The sequence below is a fragment of the Devosia naphthalenivorans genome (assembly GCF_003056355.1).
Taxonomy (GTDB): Bacteria; Pseudomonadota; Alphaproteobacteria; order Rhizobiales; family Devosiaceae; genus Devosia; species Devosia naphthalenivorans.
The window spans coordinates 45,828-65,165 of the sequence record NZ_PYVW01000012.1 but is presented as its reverse complement, the minus strand read 5'-3'; the positions used below and the strand labels follow the sequence as shown (position 1 = coordinate 65,165).

The following is a 19,338-nucleotide window of genomic DNA, read 5'->3' as shown; positions in this document are numbered from 1 at the left end:
CATTACAAGATGTCTTGCTGCCGGTTGCGACGATTCGACTGGCCCGGAAACGCATCCGTGTTAGGCTCTTTTCGAATCGCCAGATTGACTCGAAAGAGGAGGGTTCATGCCTCGGCTCTTTACCGGCCTTGAAATTCCGGCCGACATTGGGTTTGCGCTTTCCCTCAAGCGCGGTGGATTGACCGGTGCGCGCTGGATCGACGCCGACAATTATCACATCACGCTGCGCTTCATCGGCGATGTGGATGGACAGACCGCCGACGAGGTTGCGCAAAGCCTGGATCGGCTGTCCAACTCCATGCCCTTCGATGTGCGGCTCACCCATCTGGGCACCTTTGGCGGGGACAAGCCGCGCGCCCTCTATGCCGGCGTCGAACCCAGCGAAAGCCTCACCCGGCTGCAGGCGGCGCAGGAGCGCGTGCTGCAACGTGCGGGGCTCGCGCCCGAGGGGCGCAAGTTCGTGCCGCATGTGACGCTGGCCCGGTTGCGGGGCGGCAATGCCATGGAAGTCGCCCGCTTTATTTCCGAGGCCGGGCGGTTCGAGCCGCTGAGCTTTCCGGTAGGGCGGTTCGTGCTTTATTCCAGCCGGGATTCGGTGGGCGGCGGCCCCTATGTGGTGGAGCAGAGCTATCCGCTGGCGGCCTGAGCGGTCACGCAAGTGTTAGCACAATGTTAACCCCGGCAGCGCAAACCGGCAGACATGAGCCTGCACTCGCCAAATTCCCGCCGCGTTTGCCTCGCTATTGAGACAAATACGGTCGGATGCGGCGGCGTTTGACATCTTGGTAACCATGTTCAGGGCAAACTACGCGGGCAGCTTCCCCCGAACCGGAACTCTCAGAACAAGAGGATGATTTTGGCGATGACGACGAAAACCGGTAGCCTGGTCCTTGGGCTCGCGGTCGGCGCGATCATGGCTCTGGCCCCTGCCGCTCAGGCGCAGCAGGCGACCGAGCTGGGTACTTTCAACGCCTGGACGGCCTGGCAGGCCAATGACGCAAGCGGGGTAATCTGCTATGTGTCCGCCACGCCCACGTCCAGCGAGCCAGCCGGCGCCAATCGCGATCCGATCCACTTCATGATCATTCACCGCAAGGGGATGGGCACCAAGAACGAAGTGCAGACCATTATCGGCTATCCCTATAACACCAGCGATGCCAAGGCGAGCGCCACCATCGATGGCAAGTCCTACCCGATGGTCACCGAAGGTTCGGCGGGCTGGCTGGCCTCTACGGGTGATGAAGCCGGGTTCGTCCAGGCCTTCAAGGCCGGCAGCAATCTGGTGGTCAGGGGCACCAGCCAGCGTGGAACCGATACGGTCGATACCTATTCGCTCTCTGGTGCAACGGCGGCCGTCAACGCGATCGACGCCGCCTGCCAATAGTTTTCCGGGTTGCCCCACTTGGGGCGTTTCCCCATAACTGGGCGATGGGCCGCTGGCCCTTCGCCCTTTGTCTTTGCTGAGGCCCCCATGAGCAGTTACGCCTTTGCGATCGCCCTTGCCGGCATCGTGACCCTCACCGCCACAGCCAGCGCACAGCAGGTGCGGTTGCTGGATGAAAGCCGCGCCTGGGCCAGCTATGGCGCCACGGACGCCTCGGGTGACGTATGCTTTGCCATGAGCAAGCCCGAAAGCGTCACGCCTACCCCCGATGGCTATACGCAGGCCTATATCTACATCACCAACCGTCCGGCCGAGAGTGTCGCCAGCGAATTCAACCTGGTCGCCGGCTTCACCTTCCAGCCCGATAGCCTTGCGACCGTCAGCGTGGGCGGCCAGAGCTTCAATCTCTTTACCCAGAACGACGCCGCCTGGCTCGACGATGCTTCGCAGTCCGAAGCCCTCGCCAGTGCAATCCGCGCCGGCTCGTCCCTGGTCATCGAAGGCACCACGGCCAACGGCATCAAGGTCACGCAGACGTATTCCCTCTCCGGCGCTACGGCGGCGCAGCAGTCGATCAAGTCGGACTGCTAAGGGGAGGCTCGGGCTTTTCCCGATCATTTCGCCTAGCCACCAGCCGTCACCCTCGGGCTCGACCCGAGGGCTGTGTACTTTCCTCACAGTCCCGCAAAGTATAGCCCCCTCGGCTCCAGGCCGAGGGTGGCGATCCGGGGTGTGGCGCGATCTCTCTCCCACCCCCACACCGCCCTGTGACTTTGCCTAAACCCTCCCCATATGATAAGGGCCACGCCAATTCCCGATCTTTCGAACCCTTGAAGCCGAGCCCATGAGCATTGCGCTGAACCTTGACCATTCGACCGCCCTGCGGCCAGCTGCTGCCAGCCGGCCCTCGCTGATCGGGCTCAGCAAGGCGCAGATTGCCACGGCGCTGGTGGATGCCGGGATCACCACGGACCGAGAATCGCGTATGCGGGCCAACCAGTTGTGGAACTGGCTCTATGTCAACGGCACCACCGATTTCGACCGCATGACCAATGTGGCCAAAGGCGTGCGCCAGAAGCTGGGCGACACCTTTATCCTCGATCGCCCCGAGATCGTTTCCGAGCAGGTTTCGAGCGACGGCACCCGCAAATGGTTGTTCCGTTTTCGCGATCCGGCCAATCCGAACTACCCGCCCGTGGAAGTCGAAACCGTCTATATCCCCGAGCAGGACCGCGGCACGCTTTGCGTTTCCTCGCAAGTTGGCTGCACCCTGACCTGCTCTTTCTGCCATACTGGTACGCAAAAGCTTGTCCGCAACCTCACGGCCGGCGAAATCCTGGGCCAGGTGCTGATGGCGCGCGAGCGGCTGGGCGATTTTCCCGGCGGTACGCGCCCCGATGACGGTGGGCTGGTGCCATCCGGGGAAACCCGCGCGATCACCAATATCGTGATGATGGGCATGGGCGAGCCGCTTTATAACTACGAGAACGTCAAGCAGGCTCTGCTGATTGCTTCGGCCGGCGACGGCATGAGCCTCTCCAAGCGCCGCATTACCCTCTCGACCTCCGGTGTCGTGCCGTTCATCGAGCCGACCGGCCGCGAGATCGACGTGATGCTGGCGATATCGCTGCATGCAACGAACAATGATCTGCGCGATGTGCTCGTGCCGATCAACAAGAAGTGGCCGCTCGAGGAATTGCTGGAAGCCTGCCGCAATTATCCGGGGCTTTCCAATGCCCGCCGCATTACCTTTGAATATGTGATGCTGGACGGGATCAACGACAGCGATGCCGAAGCGCGCGAACTGGTGCGGCTGCTGGCCGGCATTCCCGCCAAGATCAATTTGATCCCGTTCAATCCATGGCCGGGTTCCAATTATGGTACCTCGCCATCGTCACGGATCGAGCGCTTCGCCGATATCGTAAACAAGGCCGGCTATGCCAGCCCCGTGCGCACGCCGCGCGGTCGCGATATTTTTGCTGCCTGCGGCCAGCTCAAGAGCGAAAGCGAGCGCTTGAGCAAGAAGGACCGCGAGGCGCTTGCGGGGTGAAGTGGGTGGCGGGCAGTCGCCACTCGGTTGAGGAGTGACCTGCATGGCTGTGGTCTATCGTCGGATGACCGTGGCGGATACCGGTCTATTGTCCAATGTCGCGGCCGATGTGTTCGATGAACCGATCGATCCGGCACGTGTGGCGAATTATCTGGCATCTGCCGGGCACCTGATGGTGCTGGCCTGTGTTGACGATCTGGTCGTCGGCCAATGCACCGGGGTAATTCACCACCACCCTGACAAGCCCACCGAACTCTATGTCGACGAGGTCGGCACCGGCAGCGCCTATCTGCGCCGGGGGATCGCTACGGCCATGTTGGCGGAGCTCTTCGATTGGGCAAGGGAGCTGGGCTGCGAGGAGGCCTGGCTGGGGACGGAACTCGACAATGTCGCGGCCAACAGTCTCTATCGCCGTATAGGCGGGCGGCAGGACACGATGAGCTACTATGAGTTCACCCTGAGGCCTACTTCCGCAGAATAACCCAGATGGCGTGGATCAGGCCGGGGAAATAGCCCAGCAGCGTCAGCAGGATATTGAGCCAGAAGTGCAGGCCGATACCGACCTGGAGGAAAACGCCGACCGGTGGAATGATGACCGACAGGATGATGCGCAGAATATCCAAGATGTGCCCCTTTTGCAGTTATGATCTGCTAAACCCCGGGGGCCGGCCAAACGTTCCTATTTTCGCCCTTCCGCCAGCAGGATCGTCGCTGCGAACGCCATGAACACGGCGGCAAAGCTCCAGTTCAGCGCGCGCGATACCCATTGATTGTCCCGCAGGGTCGTGGTCAGCCATTCGGCCGCAAGCACGACGGCGATAACCACCGGCATCGAGATCACGACGAACTCGACGCCGAGGAACAAGAGCTTGGCCGAGGCTGCCGGATCGGTCGCCGAAACGAATTGCGGCAGGAAGGTCACGAAGAACAGCGCGACCTTGGGATTGGTCAGGTTGATCCCCAGCCCGGTCATGAAGCTTTGCCGGAAGCTGGGCATTTTGGCGCCGGCCTGCCGCGATACCAGCAGCCCGCCGCCTGAGCGTATCGCCTGTACGGCAAGCCAGATCAGGTACAGTGCGCCGACGATCTTGAGCACCCAAAAGGCTGCAGGAGCCGCTACGATCAGGACGGAAATACCGAAGGCGACCAGGGCGGTGTGAACAGCGATGCCGGTTATCGCCCCCATTACGGTCGCAAAGCCATGAGCGCGCCCGAAGCTCATGGTTCGCGACACGAACAAGGCCATGTCAGGGCCAGGCGTAACAGCAAGCACGAAAGCGGCCAGTGCGAAGGCAAGGAGCACCGGAAGATCGGGAATAAAGGCCGGCATGGGGAGGGGACCTGAAGAATCTCTTGCGCCAACAATTGCACGCAAGGCCACACCTGACTAGGGTGCGCCCGATTTCCGGCCCGCGGCGCGGGTGTCCCACGAAAAGCGCAAAAGATCATGGCAAAAGACATCAAGAAAATCGTGCTGGCCTATTCGGGCGGCCTCGACACTTCCATCATGCTCAAGTGGCTGCAGGAACATTACCAGGCCGAGATCATCACCTTCACGGCCGATCTGGGCCAGGGCGAAGAACTCGAGCCGGCGCGCCGCAAGGCCGAAATGTTCGGCATCAAGGACATTCGCGTGGTCGACCTGCGCGAGGAATTCGTGCGCGATTTCGTGTTCCCGATGTTCCGCGCCAATGCCCTTTACGAAGGCCAATACCTGCTCGGCACCTCCATCGCCCGGCCGGTCATTGCCAAGCACCTGGTCGATATCGCCCGTGAAACCGGCGCTGACGCCATCGCCCATGGCGCCACCGGCAAGGGTAATGACCAGGTTCGGTTCGAGCTGACTGCCAATGCGCTGATGCCGGGCCTCAGGGTCATTGCGCCATGGCGCGAATGGGATCTGCGATCGCGCACGGCGCTGCTGAGTTATGCCGAAAAGAACCAGATCCCGATCGCCAAGGACAAGCGCGGCGAAGCACCGTTCTCGGTCGATGCGAACCTGCTGCACACATCTTCTGAAGGCATGGTGCTGGAAGATCCGGCTGTGCCAGCGCCCGATTATGTCGCCCAGCGCACGGTCGATCCCGAGCAGGCGCCAGACACCCCCGAGATCATCACCATCGGTTTTGAAAAGGGCGATCCGATCTCGATCAATGGCGAGGCGCTGTCGCCCGCGGAATTGCTCACCAAGCTCAACGAGCTGGGCGGCAAGCACGGCGTCGGCCGGCTCGACCTGGTGGAAAACCGCTTTGTCGGCATGAAGTCGCGCGGCCTTTATGAAACGCCCGGCGGCACGATCCTGCTGGCGGCGCGTCGCGGCATTGAATCGATCACGCTGGATCGTGGTGAAGCCCATCTCAAGGATGAGTTGATGCCCAAATATGCCGAGCTGATCTACAACGGCTTCTGGTACTCGCCCGAGCGCGAAATGCTGCAGGCGCTGATCGACAAGTCCCAGGAGTTCGTGGCGGGTGAAGTCAGTGTCAAGCTCTACAAGGGCTCGGCCAATGTGATTGCGCGCACCTCGCCCTATTCGCTTTATTCGATGGACCTCGTGACCTTCGAAGAGGGTGCAGTGGCCTATGACCATCACGATGCCGAAGGCTTCATCCGGCTCAATGGGCTGCGGCTCAAGACCTGGGCCGCCCGCAACAGCAAGGCCGGGCGGTAGCTATTCTGCAGTCGCTTTCACTCACCTATTCGACATCGGCGTCATTCCCGCGAAAGCGGGAATCCCGCTTTGCCCTCGAATGAAGTGGGATTCCCGCTTTCGCGGGAATGACATGGTGGTGAAGGAATGACATGGCGGGTGAAGGAACAGCGTGGTGGGTGGAAGAATGACGCGGTGAAGGCGAGTGGCGCGGAGGGGACTGCGGCCGATGGCATCTGGCTGCCTGCCCCTTCATGGCTCGTTAACGGGAACACACTAGCGTCACTCCCTGCGTCACGCAGAAGCAAAGGCGGGGGAATATCGGGTGCAAGCGGAAGACGCAGGCAGCTTGGGTGAAAAGGCTGAGGCGTTGCTGCTCGATGCTGCGCTCGAGAATATTCCCTATGGCTTTTGCGTTTGGTCGCCGCAGTTTCGCCTCGTCATGTGGAACAAGAACTGGCGCGATATCTACGGCTTCTCCAAAGCCCGCATCCGCCGCGGCATGACCCTGGAGCAGGTGGTGGAACTCTCCATCGCCTTGGGTAACCACTCCGGCCAGACCGTCCACGATTTTTACGAAACCTATACCGAGGAGCTGCTCTCCAACAGGAGCGGCATTCGGACCAGGAGCCGCGAGGTGGTGCATGGCGACCGGACCATCGAACGCGCCCATGTCTACTCGCCCGAGCTGGGCTGGGTCATCACCCACGAAGACATCACCGAAGAGCTTGCCCAAAGCGAGATTCTGGACCGGCGCAAGCTGGAGCTGGAACGGCAGAACATCCGGCTCGACGCCGCGGTCAACAATATCTCGCAGGGCCTCTGCATGATGGATGGGCTCGGGCGCCTGGTCATCTGCAACGAGCCCTATGCCCGGATCTACAACCTGCCCGAGAAATTGCTACGCCCTGGTACCCAGCTCAAGGACATCCTGGGGCATTTGTTTGACGTGGGCATGAGTTCGAGCGGCACGCGCGAAGAATATATTGCCTGGCGCAATGACGTCATTGCCCGGCGCGAATATGGCAAGAATGTCCATGAGCTCAATGGCCGCATTATCATGATGCAGCACCATCCGATGAAGGATGGGGGGTGGGTCTCGACGCACGAAGACATTACCGAGCAGAAGCAGAACGAAGCGCGTATCCGCCATCTGGCGCGGCACGATGCGCTCACCGATCTGCCCAACCGCATCGAATTTCTCGAACAGATGGCCAAGACCGAGGCTGGACTCAGCCGCGGCGAGATGGCGGCGGTGCTCTATATCGACCTCGATCACTTCAAGGCGGTCAACGACACGCTGGGCCATGCCGTGGGGGACGAGGTCATCAAGCAGGCTTCGGCCCGCCTCTGGGGCACGACGCGCGAGACCGATGTGCTGGCGCGGCTGGGTGGTGACGAATTCGCCCTGCTGATGCGTCCGGTCGATGCCGTGGGCGATGCCGCCAAGGTCGCCGATCGCATCATCAAGGCAATCGGCGCGCCGATGTTCATCGGTGGGCAGCAGATCGAGATCGGTGCTTCGGTCGGTATCGCCGTGGGTCCGGGCGATGGCGTCAAGACGGATACCCTGGTCAAGAATGCCGACCTGGCGCTCTACAAAGCCAAGAGCGAGGGGCGCTCGACCTATCATTTCTTCGAGAGCGGCATGGATGCCGCGCTGCAGCAGCGGCGCTCCATCGAGGCAGGCTTGCGGCTTGCACTGCAGCGGAACGAGTTGCGCCTGGTTTACCAGCCGCTGCTGGGGCTGGCGGAAAACAGCGTAAGTTGCGTTGAAGCCCTGCTGCGCTGGGACCACGAGGGGCGCACTATCTCCCCGGTCGAGTTCATTCCGATTGCGGAAGAAACCGGTTTGATCGTTGCGATCGGCGAGTGGGTACTCCGCGAGGCGCTCCAGACCGCGGCCACCTGGCCGGGCGACGTGCGCGTGGCGGTCAATCTCTCGCCCATCCAGTTCCGCAATCGTGATCTGGTCACCGCCGTCAGGGCCGCGCTGCTCGAAGCGAAGATGCCGGCCACGCGGCTCGAACTGGAGATCACCGAATCCCTGCTGCTCAATGAAAACGAGATGACGCTGCGGGCGCTGCATGAACTGCGTGCCATGGGCGTTCGCATCTCCATGGACGATTTCGGAACCGGCTATTCTTCGTTGAGTTATCTGCGATCTTTTCCCTTCGACAAGATCAAGATCGACCGCTCCTTCATGGCCGATCTCACCACAAGGCGCGACAGCCAAGCCATTATCCAGGCGATCATCGGGCTGGGGACCAGCCTTGGCATGACGACGACCACCGAGGGCGTTGAAACCGAAGAACAATTGGCGCTGGTGCGGCTTCACGGTGCCACGGAAGTACAGGGCTTCCTGTTTTCCCCGCCGCTCTCATCTGCGTCGCTGGCCAATTTGCTGCATTCCGAAGCGGCCAAGAAGCAGGTCGCGCGCAAGAAGGCCTCCTGAGAGCACGCATCACCACTCCGCAAGCCACCTTTGCGCCCTGTGCGCTTGTGAAAAATCGTATTCTGCTGTAATGCACCGCCAAATGCGCCATTCCTGCGTTTGCGGGACCTGGTGTGCGTTCACTCCCGCATGGTTCGTCCGTTGCAGTCCGCCTCACCAGACGCGGACCCGGTTTTGGGATCATGCCAACCAGGCTGATCTCTCTTAATGTCCTTGCGCAATATCGCCATTATCGCCCACGTCGACCACGGCAAGACCACGCTGATCGACGTCCTGCTCAAGCAGTCCGGTTCGTTCCGCGAGAACGAGCGCGTTGAAGAACGCGCCATGGACAGCAACGACATCGAACGCGAGCGCGGCATCACCATCCTGGCAAAGGTCACGAGCCTGCTCTGGAAAGATACCCGCATCAACATCGTCGACACCCCCGGCCACGCCGACTTCGGCGGCGAAGTCGAGCGTATCCTGTCGATGGTCGATGGCGTGGTGCTGCTGGTCGACGCGGCCGAGGGCCCGATGCCCCAGACCAAGTTCGTGCTCGGCAAGGCGCTGGCCCAGGGCCTGCGTCCGATCGTTGCCATCAACAAGATCGACAAGTCCGACGAGCGTCACCTCGAAGTGCTCGAAGAAATCTTCGACCTCTTCATCGCTCTCGACGCCACGCCCGAACAGCTCGATTTCCCAGTGCTCTACGGCGCGGCCAAGCTCGGCTGGATGGCCAATGAGCCCGATGGCGCGCGCGAAAGCCTGGCGCCACTACTGGACAAGGTCATCGAGCACGTGCCCGAACCAAAGGTCGAAACCGGCCCGTTCCGCATGCTGGTTACCACCATCGAGCGCAACCCGTTCCTGGGCCGCATCCTGACCGGCCGCATCTTCTCGGGTTCAGTCAAGGCTGGTGATGCCATCCACACGCTGAACCGCGAAGGCAAGATCGTCGAAAAGGGCCGCGTCTCCAAGGTACTGGCCTTCCGTGGTCTTGAGCGCAATCCGATCGAAGAAGGCTTTGCCGGCGATATCGTCGCCATTGCCGGCCTCGAAACCACCACCGTCGCCGACACCATCTCGGTGCCGCAGAACATGACCCCGATCCCTTCCAAGCCGATCGATCCCCCGACCCTGTCGGTCACCTTCCGCATCAATGACGGCCCGCTGGCCGGCCGTGAAGGCGACAAGGTTCAGTCGCGCGTCATCCGCGAACGCCTGATGCGCGAAGCCGAAGGCAATGTAGCGATCCGCGTGACCCCCGGCGATGACAATGACAGCTTCGACGTTGCCGGCCGCGGCGAATTGCAGTTGGCCGTGCTGATCGAGAACATGCGCCGCGAAGGGTTCGAACTGACCATCGGCCGCCCGAAGGTTTTGTACAAGGAAGAGAACGGGCAGAAGCTCGAGCCGATCGAGGAAGTCATCATCGACGTCGATGACGAGCACACCGGTGCCGTGGTCCAGAAGCTGACCGAGCGCAAGGGTGAACTCACCGACATGCGCCCGTCCGGCGTTGGCCGCACCCGTATTCGCCTCCTGGTTCCCACCCGTTCGCTGATCGGCTATCAGGCCGAACTGCTGAGCGATACCCGCGGCACCGCCATCTTCAACCGCCTGTTCCACGAATTCGCTCCCTTCAAGGGCGAACTGGCCAGCCGTCGTACCGGCGTGCTGATCTCGAACGGTACAGGCCAGGCGGTGGCCTTCGCACTGTGGAACCTGGAAGATCGCGGCCCGATCATGATCGACGCTGGCGTCGATATCTATGAAGGCATGATCATCGGCGAGCATAGCCGTGAGAACGACCTGGAAGTGAACGCCCTCAAGGGCAAGCAGCTGACCAACATCCGCACAACCAGCAAGGACGAGGCGGTTCGTCTGACCACGCCCAAGAAGCTGACGCTGGAACAGTCGATCGGCTACATCGCGGACGACGAATATGTGGAGGTCACTCCCAAGTCGATCCGCCTGCGCAAGATGTGGCTCGACCCCAATGACCGCAAGCGCATGAGCCGCGCTTCCAAGTCGGCTTAAGGCAAGGACCACCAACACACATGATGTCATTCCGGCGCAGGCCGGAATCCACCCTGAGATGACCCAGCGTTCACCGAGCGCCCCAGGACCTCAGGATGGACCCCGGCCTTCGCCGGGGTGACATCGCGGTTGTTGACGCTGCAACGGGAGAACAGCCGTGAGCGAATTCATCGTCGGCCTCATCACCCAGTGGAGCTATCTGGGCATCTTCCTGCTGATGGTGGCGGAGAACATCTTCCCGCCCATCCCGTCCGAGCTCATCATGCCGTTCGCCGGCTATGTCGCGGCCAATGGCCAGCTCAACCCCATCGGTGTGCTGGTTGCCGGCACGCTGGGCTCGCTCCTCGGCACTTCGGCCTGGTATGTCGCGGCGCGGCTGCTGGGTCTCGACCGGTTCGTTTGGCTCTGCAACAAGCTGGGGCGCATCGCGACGCTGAGCGAAGACGACATCGACAAGGCCGACCGCTGGTTCAAGCGCCACGGCATCTGGGCGGTGTTCATCGGCCGGCTGATCCCCGCCATTCGTACGCTGATTTCCGTCCCGGCAGGGCTTGCCGCCATGCCGTTCGGCCAATTTCTCGCGATCTCCGCCATCGGCACGGTGATCTGGACCGCCATCCTCACCGCGTCGGGCTATCTGCTGAAGGCCAGCTACCACATCGTTGAGGCCTGGGTAGATCCGGTTTCCACCGGCGTCGTCGTGCTGGCGGTGGTGATCTATCTATATCGCTTCGTTACCTGGAAGCCGATCAAGGACATCGGCTAGTTTTCGCATTTCGCAAGCGCCGTTGCATTCTGCAAGGCATGTTGACCTGCGCATCGCGCAAATTCACCGCCTCTTAACACCTGCTCCCCGGTTTGCCTCACGGTCGAACTTGGCATGGTTCGTGCAATCCAAAGCGATGTCCGGAGAGTGTAGTTTTGCGTACCGGACCAAAGCAGTCATTGGGCCTCGTTCCGTGCGACCGGAACGAGGCCCGGATGTTTCCCGGCTGCGCTCTTGCCCCAAGCCCCGTCAACCACTAGATATTTGCCAGCTTTGTTCCGGAGACGCCCATGCGCGCCGTGCTCGACATCATTCTTTTGATCCTGCAGCTCTACTGGTGGGTGGTGCTGGCCATGATCATCATGAGCTGGCTGATCTCGTTCAACGTCATCAACACGCGCAATCAGTTCGTCGAATCGGTGTGGCGCATCCTCAATCAGCTGACCGAGCCGGTGCTGCGCCCGATCCGGCGCGTGATGCCCAATTTTTCCGGGCTCGACCTCAGCCCGATCATCCTCTTCATCATCCTGTTCTTCATCGAACGGGTGATCATTTATTATATCTATCCCAACGTATTCTGATCGGACGTCAGCACCGCCACGAGGCGGAACTGCACCCCATCGGGATGGAAATCGAGATTGGCCTGGCTGGCTGAGCCGGACAGGCCGCCTTGCAGCAGGCGCGTGCCAAAACCCCTGACCGATGGCGGGGCGACCGGCGGTCCGCCGCTTTCAGCAAAGCGCAGTTCGAACGCCGGCGCGCCATCCATGTCACAGTGGCCCCAGCTGATCTCGACCCGGCCATCAGGCGCCGAGTGAGCGCCATGCGCCACGGCGTTGCTGGATAGCTCGTGCAGAATGAGCGACAGCGATAGCGCTGACTTGGGCGCCAGAAAAATGTCCGGCCCCGATACCAGAACCCGCCGCCCGTCCAGCAGCTGGGTTGCCGTATCGACCAACGCCCGCAGCGGCGCACGCTCGCCTTCGCTGTGCATCAACAGGTCATGGGCCCGGGCGAGCACATCCAGCCGGGTGGCGATCATTTTCTTGGCGGTATCGAGCGGATAGGCGCCGCGCAGGGTTTGGTTGACGATGCTCTGCACCACCGCCATCTGGTTCTTCATGCGGTGATTGAGCTCGGCGCTCAGGAGATGGCGTTCCTGCTCCCTGCGCCAGGCGTCCGTCTGATCGCGCATGACGACCAGAACTCGCCCGGGTCCGCCGTCCTCGTCTGGAATCGGGCTGACATGCACATCCCAGAAGCGGGGATTGCCCGAGAAGTCCTCGCGCGGCGCCGAAAACTCTCCGGTGCCACCAGCTTGTGCGGCTGCAAAAGCCTTACGGGCATGATCCCGGGCCTGCTCGGGCCAGAACTGCTCCCATGACAAGTGCCGGAGGGCTTCCCAGTCGGTGACCTGAAGGAGCTTGCGGCCCATGGGGCTCATGAACAGCAGCCTGCCCTCGGAATCGAATACCGCAATGCAATCGCGCGAGGCCGCAAACACGCTGGCTAGGACGGCACTGTCCAAAGCATAGCCAGCCTCGTCATCGGGCAGTCTGTTCAGAGTCGAAGTCATGCGATTACCCTAGCACGCGGATCCGCGCGGGTCAGACCAAGGCGAAGATATTTCTCGACTGTGGGGCGGGGAGGCTTATTCCTGCGCCGTGGTTCTCAGTCGGCACCCTCTGCGGGGAGGGTTCAATGGTGGGGTCGCATGGCCCCGATATCGAGGCTTCCCGCACCCCCTCCCAACCTCCCCCGTCAAGGGGGAGGTGCCGCTCGGTGGCGGTGGCGATAAGGTGCTACCGCCAACGCAAAGGCACTACGGTGCTCTCTACCCCAGATGCGCCAGCACTGCGAGGAGCAGCAGGGCCACGATGTTGGTGATCTTGATCATCGGGTTGACGGCAGGGCCTGCCGTATCCTTGTAGGGATCGCCGACGGTGTCGCCGGTTACTGAAGCCTTGTGGGCGTCCCCACCCTTGTGGTGGGTGACGCCGGCCGAATCGGTGAAGCCGTCCTCAAAGCTCTTCTTGGCATTGTCCCAGGCGCCGCCGCCTGCGGTCATGGAGATGGCGACGAACAGGCCCGTGACGATCACGCCCATCAGCATGGCGCCAAGAGCCGAGAAGCCTGCCGCCGCGCCCGCGATCCAGTAGATCACGAAGAACACGACGATGGGCGACAGCACCGGAAGCAGGCTCGGCACGATCATTTCGCGAATGGCGGCCTTGGTCAGCATGTCGACCGCCCGGCCATAGTCGGGCTTTTCGGTGCCAGCCATGATGCCGGGCCGTTCCTTGAACTGGCGGCGTACTTCTACCACCACGGATTGGGCTGCGCGGCCCACAGCAGTCATGCTCATGCCGCTAAAGAGGAACGGCAGCAGGCCACCAAACAACAGGCCAACCACCACGTAAGGGTCAGCCAGCGAGAAGGTCAGCGTGCCCATGCCGGCGAAAATGGCAGGTGCATCGGGCAGGGACGAGAAGTAGATCAAGTCCTGCGTATAGGCGGCGAACAACACCAGGGCTCCCAAGCCGGCCGAACCAATGGCGTAACCCTTGGTCACTGCCTTGGTGGTGTTGCCAACGGCGTCCAGTGCGTCGGTATTGTGGCGCACTTCCTTGTCGAGGCCCGCCATTTCGGCGATGCCACCGGCATTGTCGGTGACGGGACCAAATGCGTCGAGCGCCACGACGATACCGGCGAGCGCCAGCATGGTTGCGACGGCAAAGGCGATGCCGAACAGGCCGGCAAGATTATAGGTGACGATAATGCCGGCGATGATGACCAACGCCGGCAGGGCGGTGGATTCCAGCGAAACCGCGAGGCCCTGGATCACGTTGGTGCCATGGCCGGTGACCGAAGCTTCGGCGATGGAATTGACCGGGCGCCGATTGGTGCCGGTGTAATATTCGGTGATGACGATAATGAGCCCGGTGATGACGAGGCCCGCCACGCCGCACCAGAACAGGCTCCATGGGGTGAAGGTTTTGTCCGAGGCTTCGATGGCGACGTTGAGATCGCCGAATACCATCCATAGCACGGGCAGCAAGGCGACCAGCGAGAGCACGCCGGTGGCGATGATGCCCTTGTAGAGCGCGCCCATGATGTTGTTATCGGCACCGAGCTTGACGAAATAAGTGCCGATGATCGAGGTGACGACGCAGGCGCCGCCAATGGCCAGCGGCAAAACCATGCCCGCCAGCTTGAAGGCATCGGGCAGGATGATGGCAGCCAGCACCATGGTAGCCACGATGGTCACCACATAGGTTTCAAAGAGGTCGGCGGCCATGCCGGCACAGTCGCCGACATTGTCACCCACGTTATCGGCAATGGTCGCCGGGTTGCGCGGGTCGTCTTCGGGAATGCCGGCTTCGACCTTGCCCACCATGTCGCCGCCCACGTCGGCACCCTTGGTGAAAATGCCGCCGCCCAGACGGGCGAAGATGGAAATCAGCGAAGCGCCAAAGCTGAGTGCGACCAGGGAATCGATCACCACCCGGTCATTGAACGCGAAGCCCAGGAACTGGGTCAGAACGATGAAGTAGAGGGTGACGCCGAGCAGGCCGAGGCCTGCCACCAGCATGCCGGTAACCGCGCCTGACTTGAAGGCGAGGTCTAGGCCCTTGCCCAGCGAGGATATCGCCGCCTGCGCCACGCGGACATTGGCGCGAACGGACACGTTCATGCCGATGAAACCTGCGGCGCCAGACAGGACGGCACCGAGCAGGAAGCCGATAGCTGCATAGATGCCGAGCAGGAAGAAGGCGGCGATCAGGATGACAACGCCGACAATCGCGATGGTGGTGTATTGCCGCTTGAGATAAGCCGATGCGCCTTCCCGCACCGCGGCGGAGATTTCCTGCATCCGGGCGCTGCCGGCATCGGCAGCAAGCAATTGTTGGGTGGTGATTACGCCATAAACGATAGACAGACCGCCGCACAGAACGATCAGCCACAATGCCAAAGTCATTCGAAACGTCCCTCTAGATTTCCTCCGGGGACTCCATGCAGGACCCAGCCGGTCCTCCAACCAGCATGGCGCCCACCCTCGCAGAGCCCCCTCCAGGGAGGGAGCTTAGCGGGATTATGGGGTTAAGCAATGGATATTGCGATGTTTTGTCGCGGGGGACTGCTGACGGGTCGTCAGGAGGCTGCAAGCCGCTGGAAGGCAGAGGGGCGCGGGGCGGCGCCGAGGGCGTTGGCGATTTCCAGCACGCATTGGTCGGCATCGAGCAGCGACGTATCGAGTTCCAGATCATAAATGCCGGGCATATGCACGGCATCCTGCCAGCGCTGCACCGGCTCGGGCACCCCTTCGCCGCTGGCATAAAAACCATTCTGCGGATCGGCATTGCGCCTTGCCATGATGACGTCAAGCGGGCAGCGAACGCCCACAAACAGCACGCTAAAGCCAGCCAGACGACGGGCGCAGCCCGGCAAGATCCCGAGGGACCGGGAGTAGCTGTCATGGTGGCCAAGATCGGCCACGACGTCGAAGCCGAGCCGGGCATGGGCTGCTATCGAATCGTAAAGGGCGAAATAGAGGCTGGGTATATGCGGCTCAAGGTCGGGCCGCTCACCGCCCGGGCGCAGCCCGATGCCGGGACGGAGAGCCGGTGGCAAGGCCATACTGGCGACATCGACGCCAAGATTGATCCAGTTGCCAGCCAACTTGTCCTGCACGGCGCGGGCGATAGTGGATTTACCGGAGCGCGGCACGCCGTTGAGGATGACGATGCGGCCGCTCATTTCTTGCGCCCGGGAATGTCCTGCCCGTTCTGATGCAGGACGAGGCCGGTTACGGTGCCGTCCTCGCTCCGTTCGAAACTGATCTGGGCGTCCACTTGCCTGAGGAAGAACTTGGTTTGCGATTCGGGGAAGGCTTCGAGACGTTGCTGGCCGCTCGCCTGGATAAACAACTGGCCGTCTTCAGCCGTCACGGCGATGGAAAACTCCGGACCAAGCTCATAGGTGCCGACAAAATCCTGCAATAGCGCCGGATCGATCTCGATGGCCTCTCGTGGCTGGGGTTGCGGCGCCAGCGCGGCATTCTCGTCGATCAGGTGAAAGCCGATATCCTCGATACCTGTCTGGGTAACGGAATTGGCGAGCACCACGACAGCCTTCCTGGTTTCCCGATCAAAGCCGATGAAACTGTTGAACCCGCCTGTGATGCCGTTGTGCCAGACAGTGGTGCCATTGTCGTGCTGCAGAAGCATCCAGCCAAGCCCGATGCTCATGCGCGGCGAACCGGCGGGGCGGGTGTCCTCAAGCATCAAGGCAAAGGCGGCATCGAGCGGGCTTGCGTGCTGGCCACTGGCTGCCGCAGCGAATTTGGCGAGGTCGGCGGCAGTCGAAATAAAGCCGCCAGCCGGGGCGAAGATATCGAATTCCCAATGGGGCACGGGATTGCCTGCACGGTCATGGCCGCCAGCCAGGCGCAGCGGGTCGCTGGCTTCAAGCGACGTATCGGTCATGCCGAGGGGATCGAGGATACGCTCCCTGACGAGTTCGGCATAAGGCTTGCCTGCCGTATGGCTGATGGCTTCGGCCAGCAACACTGCGCCGGTATTGGAATATTCGAACTCGGTACCCGGGGCGTGCGGCAGGGTAAATTCTGCCAGAAACGCATAGAATGGTTCGGCGCCATAGCCGGCATAGGGGTTCAGCGGATCGGCTGTACCCAGATCGGGCGGAATGGACGGTAGGCCAGCGCTGTGGGTCGCCAGATCGAACAGCGTGATCGGCTGGCCTTCGAATTGGGGGAGCTTGGTGCCTTCGGGAAGGTAGTTCGCGACAGGCGCCTCAAGCTCCATCGTGCCGTCGAGCACCATCTGCGCCAGCAGCAGACTGCCGAACAGCTTGCTGATCGAGCCGATCTCGAAGAGCGTGGTTTCATCGACCGGGGTTTCCCCATTGGCATCAGCCATGCCAATGCTGGTGAACACCGGCGTGTCATTCTCGATGGTGGCAGCAACAATGCCGACGCCCTGCTGGTCGCGCTCGACGCGGTCGGAGAGGATCTGGGCGGCATCCTGCGCGAACGCTGCCGTCATGGGCACCAGCAGAGCAAGCAAGGCAAGAGCGTGTCGCATGAGGGCCTCCGGGAATTTGCTCCCGGCGCAGGTTACAGCCAGATGCGGCAAGGATGAGGCGAGCCGCATTGGCCGCTCGCCTCATTGGCAGGTCTATTGGGCGTTCTTGTACATTTCGATGGAGTCGAGGATCACCTTCTTGGCGTCCTCATAACCGCCGACATGGGAGATCTTGGCCCATTTGCCGGGCTCGAGATCCTTGTAGTGGGTGAAGAAGTGCTTCACGCGCTCGATCTGGATTTCCTGCATGTCGCCGATATCCTTGACCGCGTCATACATGCGGGTGAGCTTGGAAACTGGCACGGCAAGGATCTTTTCGTCCTGGCCTCCATCGTCTTCCATGAACAGCACGCCAAAGGGGCGGCAGCGCACCACAGCGCCAGGCACCAGCGGGCGCGAATTCATGACGAGGATGTCGAGCGGATCGCCATCGCCGCACAGGGTGTGTGGAACGAAGCCATAGTTCCCGGGATAGCGCATGGGCGTGTAGAGGAAGCGGTCGACAAACAGCGCGCCCGAGGCCTTGTCGATTTCGTACTTGATCGGCTCGCCACCCAGCGGCACTTCGATGATGACGTTCAGATCGTCGGGCGGGTTCTTGCCGGTGGGGATGGCGTCAATGTTCATTTGTTGCTCGGAATCCGTTGGTCGTGGTGGCAATAATTGGGCGGCGTTGTGCCTAGTTGAGGCCGCAAAGGCAAGTCAGTTTGGCGCAAGGCTGCTGATCGGAGCGAGGTTTTGATGATCAAATTGCTTGCCGTTGGACTTCTGGCTGGAGCACTGACCGCGCCCGCACAGGCAGCTTTTACCAGCGCCTATACCGATATCAACCTCGATCAGTGCCTGGTGCTGGACTCCGATGATTTCGGCTCCGCCTGGTCCTGCCCGGGCTACAAGGGTTATCCGCTGCTGGTCAGCGAAGGGGATTTGCGCTTTTCGTTGCGCTATGGTTTCAACATCGACAACGAGCCCAGAGGACAAACACTGGGTCCTTTCAACCGCTTGGGGCCCAAGCTCGAATGGCGCCTGACCAATGCCATGGGCCGCTGGATGCCGATCGCGACCATCGTGCGCTACCACACGGCGGACCCGGAAACCGGCGAGGACAAGGGCCAGATTCTGGTGGTGACGCAACTGGTCGAGGGCAATACCTGCCACATCGCCTATATCGACGCGCTGGCCAATCCCGATGCCAACGAGCTGGCGCGGGAGGCAGCAGATAGCTCGGGCGACTTCGATTGCGCGAGTGAGGAGGTTGAAACCATCGGCAAGTTCGAAGCCTGGTAAGCGCCAGGAGGCCTTCGACAGGCTCAGGATGAGGTCTGTTGAGGGATCAGGACTGTGCCTTGGCAATCTGGTTGCGCAAAACGGTCCGGTCGCGGCTGGAGACGCCGATGAGTTCGGCCACGCGCCAGACCATGTTGTCTTCGAGTTCGTGATTTTTGTTGTCGGAAAAAACCACCGTCCACATCATGCGGATGATCTCGATGCGGTCTTCCATTTCAAGGGCGGTCAAGGCCGAGGTGAAGCGGTAAAAATCCACCGCTTCGGCGTCCCGGAGCGCGGCTTCCTTGATCAGCCGGTCGACGCTGGCTTCATCGAGTTCATAGTGGTCGACCAGGGCCCCGCGGATGGTCTTGCGCTCTTCGTCCTTCATCTGCCCATCGACCGAAGCCAAGTGGACCAGAAGCACCGCAACGGCAAGCTTTGGATCCTGGCTGGAGAGCGCCGCTTCGGGCTTGTTGAACAGACGGGTAATGGCCTCAAACATGGGGCAGACTTCCTTGAACGGAGCGGCAGAATCAGCGATGTGGCTTAGGCCGTCCGGGCGGAAAGGCTTGGCTCAGAGTTAGCAGCCGCAGCGATTTCCTCAATGGTGCAAAGCCGGGACTCACGCGGTCTTGACC

The 19,338-nt window shown here is 61.5% G+C and carries 19 protein-coding genes; 11 read left to right on the top strand and 8 right to left on the bottom strand.

The window, feature by feature from the left end; translation table 11 throughout:
* The first annotated feature begins 106 nt into the window (after window positions 1-106).
* The 5 genes from thpR to C8264_RS14795 all read left to right on the top strand — a co-directional run bounded on the left by thpR (window position 107) and on the right by C8264_RS14795 (window position 3,915).
* Window positions 107-646: an RNA 2',3'-cyclic phosphodiesterase gene (gene thpR, locus C8264_RS14815; protein ID WP_108461750.1), complete on the top strand. Its 540-nt coding sequence runs from the start codon at window positions 107-109 to the stop codon at window positions 644-646.
* Window positions 647-862: 216 nt separating this feature from the next.
* Window positions 863-1,384, top strand: coding sequence for an invasion associated locus B family protein (locus C8264_RS14810; RefSeq protein WP_162783674.1), 522 nt, complete (start codon window positions 863-865; stop codon window positions 1,382-1,384).
* 87 nt (window positions 1,385-1,471) lie between these two features.
* Window positions 1,472-1,975: an invasion associated locus B family protein gene (locus C8264_RS14805; protein WP_108461748.1), complete on the top strand. Its 504-nt coding sequence runs from the start codon at window positions 1,472-1,474 to the stop codon at window positions 1,973-1,975.
* Between the two features lie 253 nt (window positions 1,976-2,228).
* Window positions 2,229-3,434 (top strand): dual-specificity RNA methyltransferase RlmN, encoded by a 1,206-nt coding sequence (gene rlmN / locus C8264_RS14800; RefSeq protein WP_108461747.1) that lies wholly within the window; start codon window positions 2,229-2,231, stop codon window positions 3,432-3,434.
* Window positions 3,435-3,477: 43 nt separating this feature from the next.
* Complete coding sequence (locus C8264_RS14795; RefSeq protein WP_108461746.1) at window positions 3,478-3,915, top strand: GNAT family N-acetyltransferase; 438 nt, start codon at window positions 3,478-3,480, stop codon at window positions 3,913-3,915.
* Here the strand turns inward: C8264_RS14795 and C8264_RS14790 are convergent.
* Both C8264_RS14790 and C8264_RS14785 read right to left on the bottom strand, forming a co-directional pair.
* Window positions 3,899-4,057 (bottom strand): YqaE/Pmp3 family membrane protein, encoded by a 159-nt coding sequence (locus tag C8264_RS14790; protein WP_108396706.1) that lies wholly within the window; start codon window positions 4,055-4,057, stop codon window positions 3,899-3,901. The two genes, C8264_RS14795 and C8264_RS14790, sit on opposite strands and share 17 nt — an antisense overlap.
* A gap of 56 nt (window positions 4,058-4,113) precedes the next feature.
* The gene (locus tag C8264_RS14785; protein ID WP_108461745.1) at window positions 4,114-4,764 is read right to left on the bottom strand and encodes a LysE family translocator; all 651 of its coding nucleotides are present in this window, start codon (window positions 4,762-4,764) and stop codon (window positions 4,114-4,116) included.
* Between the two features lie 117 nt (window positions 4,765-4,881).
* On the opposite strand from C8264_RS14785, the gene C8264_RS14780 reads away from it, so the two are divergent.
* The 5 genes from C8264_RS14780 to C8264_RS14760 all read left to right on the top strand — a co-directional run bounded on the left by C8264_RS14780 (window position 4,882) and on the right by C8264_RS14760 (window position 11,908).
* A complete protein-coding gene (locus tag C8264_RS14780) occupies window positions 4,882-6,105 on the top strand; it encodes an argininosuccinate synthase (protein WP_108461744.1) in 1,224 nt (407 codons plus the stop codon).
* A 304-nt stretch (window positions 6,106-6,409) separates the two neighbouring features.
* Window positions 6,410-8,539, top strand: a complete 2,130-nt coding sequence (locus tag C8264_RS14775; protein ID WP_108461743.1) for an EAL domain-containing protein — start codon at window positions 6,410-6,412, stop codon at window positions 8,537-8,539.
* A gap of 207 nt (window positions 8,540-8,746) precedes the next feature.
* On the top strand, window positions 8,747-10,561 hold the full coding sequence (typA, locus tag C8264_RS14770) for a translational GTPase TypA (RefSeq protein ID WP_108461742.1): 1,815 nt from the start codon (window positions 8,747-8,749) through the stop codon (window positions 10,559-10,561).
* Window positions 10,562-10,718: 157 nt separating this feature from the next.
* Window positions 10,719-11,327 (top strand): DedA family protein, encoded by a 609-nt coding sequence (locus tag C8264_RS14765; RefSeq protein WP_108461741.1) that lies wholly within the window; start codon window positions 10,719-10,721, stop codon window positions 11,325-11,327.
* 290 nt (window positions 11,328-11,617) lie between these two features.
* The gene (locus C8264_RS14760) at window positions 11,618-11,908 is read left to right on the top strand and encodes a YggT family protein (RefSeq protein ID WP_108461740.1); all 291 of its coding nucleotides are present in this window, start codon (window positions 11,618-11,620) and stop codon (window positions 11,906-11,908) included.
* Here C8264_RS14760 and C8264_RS14755 read toward each other — a convergent pair.
* From C8264_RS14755 to ppa, 5 genes are all read right to left on the bottom strand, one after another.
* Entirely contained in the window at window positions 11,890-12,903 is a 1,014-nt protein-coding gene (locus C8264_RS14755) for an HWE histidine kinase domain-containing protein (protein ID WP_108461739.1), read from the bottom strand. The genes C8264_RS14760 and C8264_RS14755 overlap by 19 nt on opposite strands.
* Before the next feature lie 258 nt (window positions 12,904-13,161).
* Window positions 13,162-15,306, bottom strand: a complete 2,145-nt coding sequence (locus C8264_RS14750; protein ID WP_108461738.1) for a sodium-translocating pyrophosphatase — start codon at window positions 15,304-15,306, stop codon at window positions 13,162-13,164.
* 173 nt (window positions 15,307-15,479) lie between these two features.
* Window positions 15,480-16,085, bottom strand: a complete 606-nt coding sequence (locus tag C8264_RS14745) for a chloramphenicol phosphotransferase CPT family protein (RefSeq protein WP_108461737.1) — start codon at window positions 16,083-16,085, stop codon at window positions 15,480-15,482.
* Window positions 16,082-17,431, bottom strand: a complete 1,350-nt coding sequence (locus C8264_RS14740) for a serine hydrolase (protein ID WP_162783673.1) — start codon at window positions 17,429-17,431, stop codon at window positions 16,082-16,084. Before C8264_RS14740 ends, C8264_RS14745 begins: the two co-directional genes overlap by 4 nt.
* Window positions 17,432-17,524: 93 nt before the next feature.
* On the bottom strand, window positions 17,525-18,058 hold the full coding sequence (gene ppa / locus C8264_RS14735; RefSeq protein ID WP_108461735.1) for an inorganic diphosphatase: 534 nt from the start codon (window positions 18,056-18,058) through the stop codon (window positions 17,525-17,527).
* A 114-nt stretch (window positions 18,059-18,172) separates the two neighbouring features.
* Between ppa and C8264_RS14730 the strand changes: the two genes are divergently transcribed.
* Window positions 18,173-18,718: a hypothetical protein gene (locus C8264_RS14730; protein WP_108461734.1), complete on the top strand. Its 546-nt coding sequence runs from the start codon at window positions 18,173-18,175 to the stop codon at window positions 18,716-18,718.
* Window positions 18,719-18,764: 46 nt separating this feature from the next.
* On the opposite strand, the gene C8264_RS14725 is transcribed toward C8264_RS14730, so the two are convergent.
* On the bottom strand, window positions 18,765-19,202 hold the full coding sequence (locus C8264_RS14725; protein WP_108461733.1) for a tellurite resistance TerB family protein: 438 nt from the start codon (window positions 19,200-19,202) through the stop codon (window positions 18,765-18,767).
* Window positions 19,203-19,338 lie beyond the last annotated feature (136 nt).

Excerpts from the sequence above, each read along its gene's own strand:
- C8264_RS14810 (WP_162783674.1), top strand. The coding sequence starts at position 863 with ATGACGACGAAAACCGGTAGCCTGGTCCTTGGGCTCGCGGTCGGCGCG.
- C8264_RS14750 (WP_108461738.1), bottom strand. The coding sequence starts at position 15,306 with ATGACTTTGGCATTGTGGCTGATCGTTCTGTGCGGCGGTCTGTCTATC.
- C8264_RS14780 (WP_108461744.1), top strand. The coding sequence starts at position 4,882 with ATGGCAAAAGACATCAAGAAAATCGTGCTGGCCTATTCGGGCGGCCTC.
- C8264_RS14730 (WP_108461734.1), top strand. The coding sequence starts at position 18,173 with ATGATCAAATTGCTTGCCGTTGGACTTCTGGCTGGAGCACTGACCGCG.
- C8264_RS14755 (WP_108461739.1), bottom strand. The coding sequence starts at position 12,903 with ATGACTTCGACTCTGAACAGACTGCCCGATGACGAGGCTGGCTATGCT.
- C8264_RS14760 (WP_108461740.1), top strand. The coding sequence starts at position 11,618 with ATGCGCGCCGTGCTCGACATCATTCTTTTGATCCTGCAGCTCTACTGG.
- C8264_RS14795 (WP_108461746.1), top strand. The coding sequence starts at position 3,478 with ATGGCTGTGGTCTATCGTCGGATGACCGTGGCGGATACCGGTCTATTG.
- ppa (WP_108461735.1), bottom strand. The coding sequence starts at position 18,058 with ATGAACATTGACGCCATCCCCACCGGCAAGAACCCGCCCGACGATCTG.
- C8264_RS14785 (WP_108461745.1), bottom strand. The coding sequence starts at position 4,764 with ATGCCGGCCTTTATTCCCGATCTTCCGGTGCTCCTTGCCTTCGCACTG.
- typA (WP_108461742.1), top strand. The coding sequence starts at position 8,747 with ATGTCCTTGCGCAATATCGCCATTATCGCCCACGTCGACCACGGCAAG.
- rlmN (WP_108461747.1), top strand. The coding sequence starts at position 2,229 with ATGAGCATTGCGCTGAACCTTGACCATTCGACCGCCCTGCGGCCAGCT.
- C8264_RS14740 (WP_162783673.1), bottom strand. The coding sequence starts at position 17,431 with ATGCGACACGCTCTTGCCTTGCTTGCTCTGCTGGTGCCCATGACGGCA.
- thpR (WP_108461750.1), top strand. The coding sequence starts at position 107 with ATGCCTCGGCTCTTTACCGGCCTTGAAATTCCGGCCGACATTGGGTTT.
- C8264_RS14725 (WP_108461733.1), bottom strand. The coding sequence starts at position 19,202 with ATGTTTGAGGCCATTACCCGTCTGTTCAACAAGCCCGAAGCGGCGCTC.
- C8264_RS14805 (WP_108461748.1), top strand. The coding sequence starts at position 1,472 with ATGAGCAGTTACGCCTTTGCGATCGCCCTTGCCGGCATCGTGACCCTC.
- C8264_RS14745 (WP_108461737.1), bottom strand. The coding sequence starts at position 16,085 with ATGAGCGGCCGCATCGTCATCCTCAACGGCGTGCCGCGCTCCGGTAAA.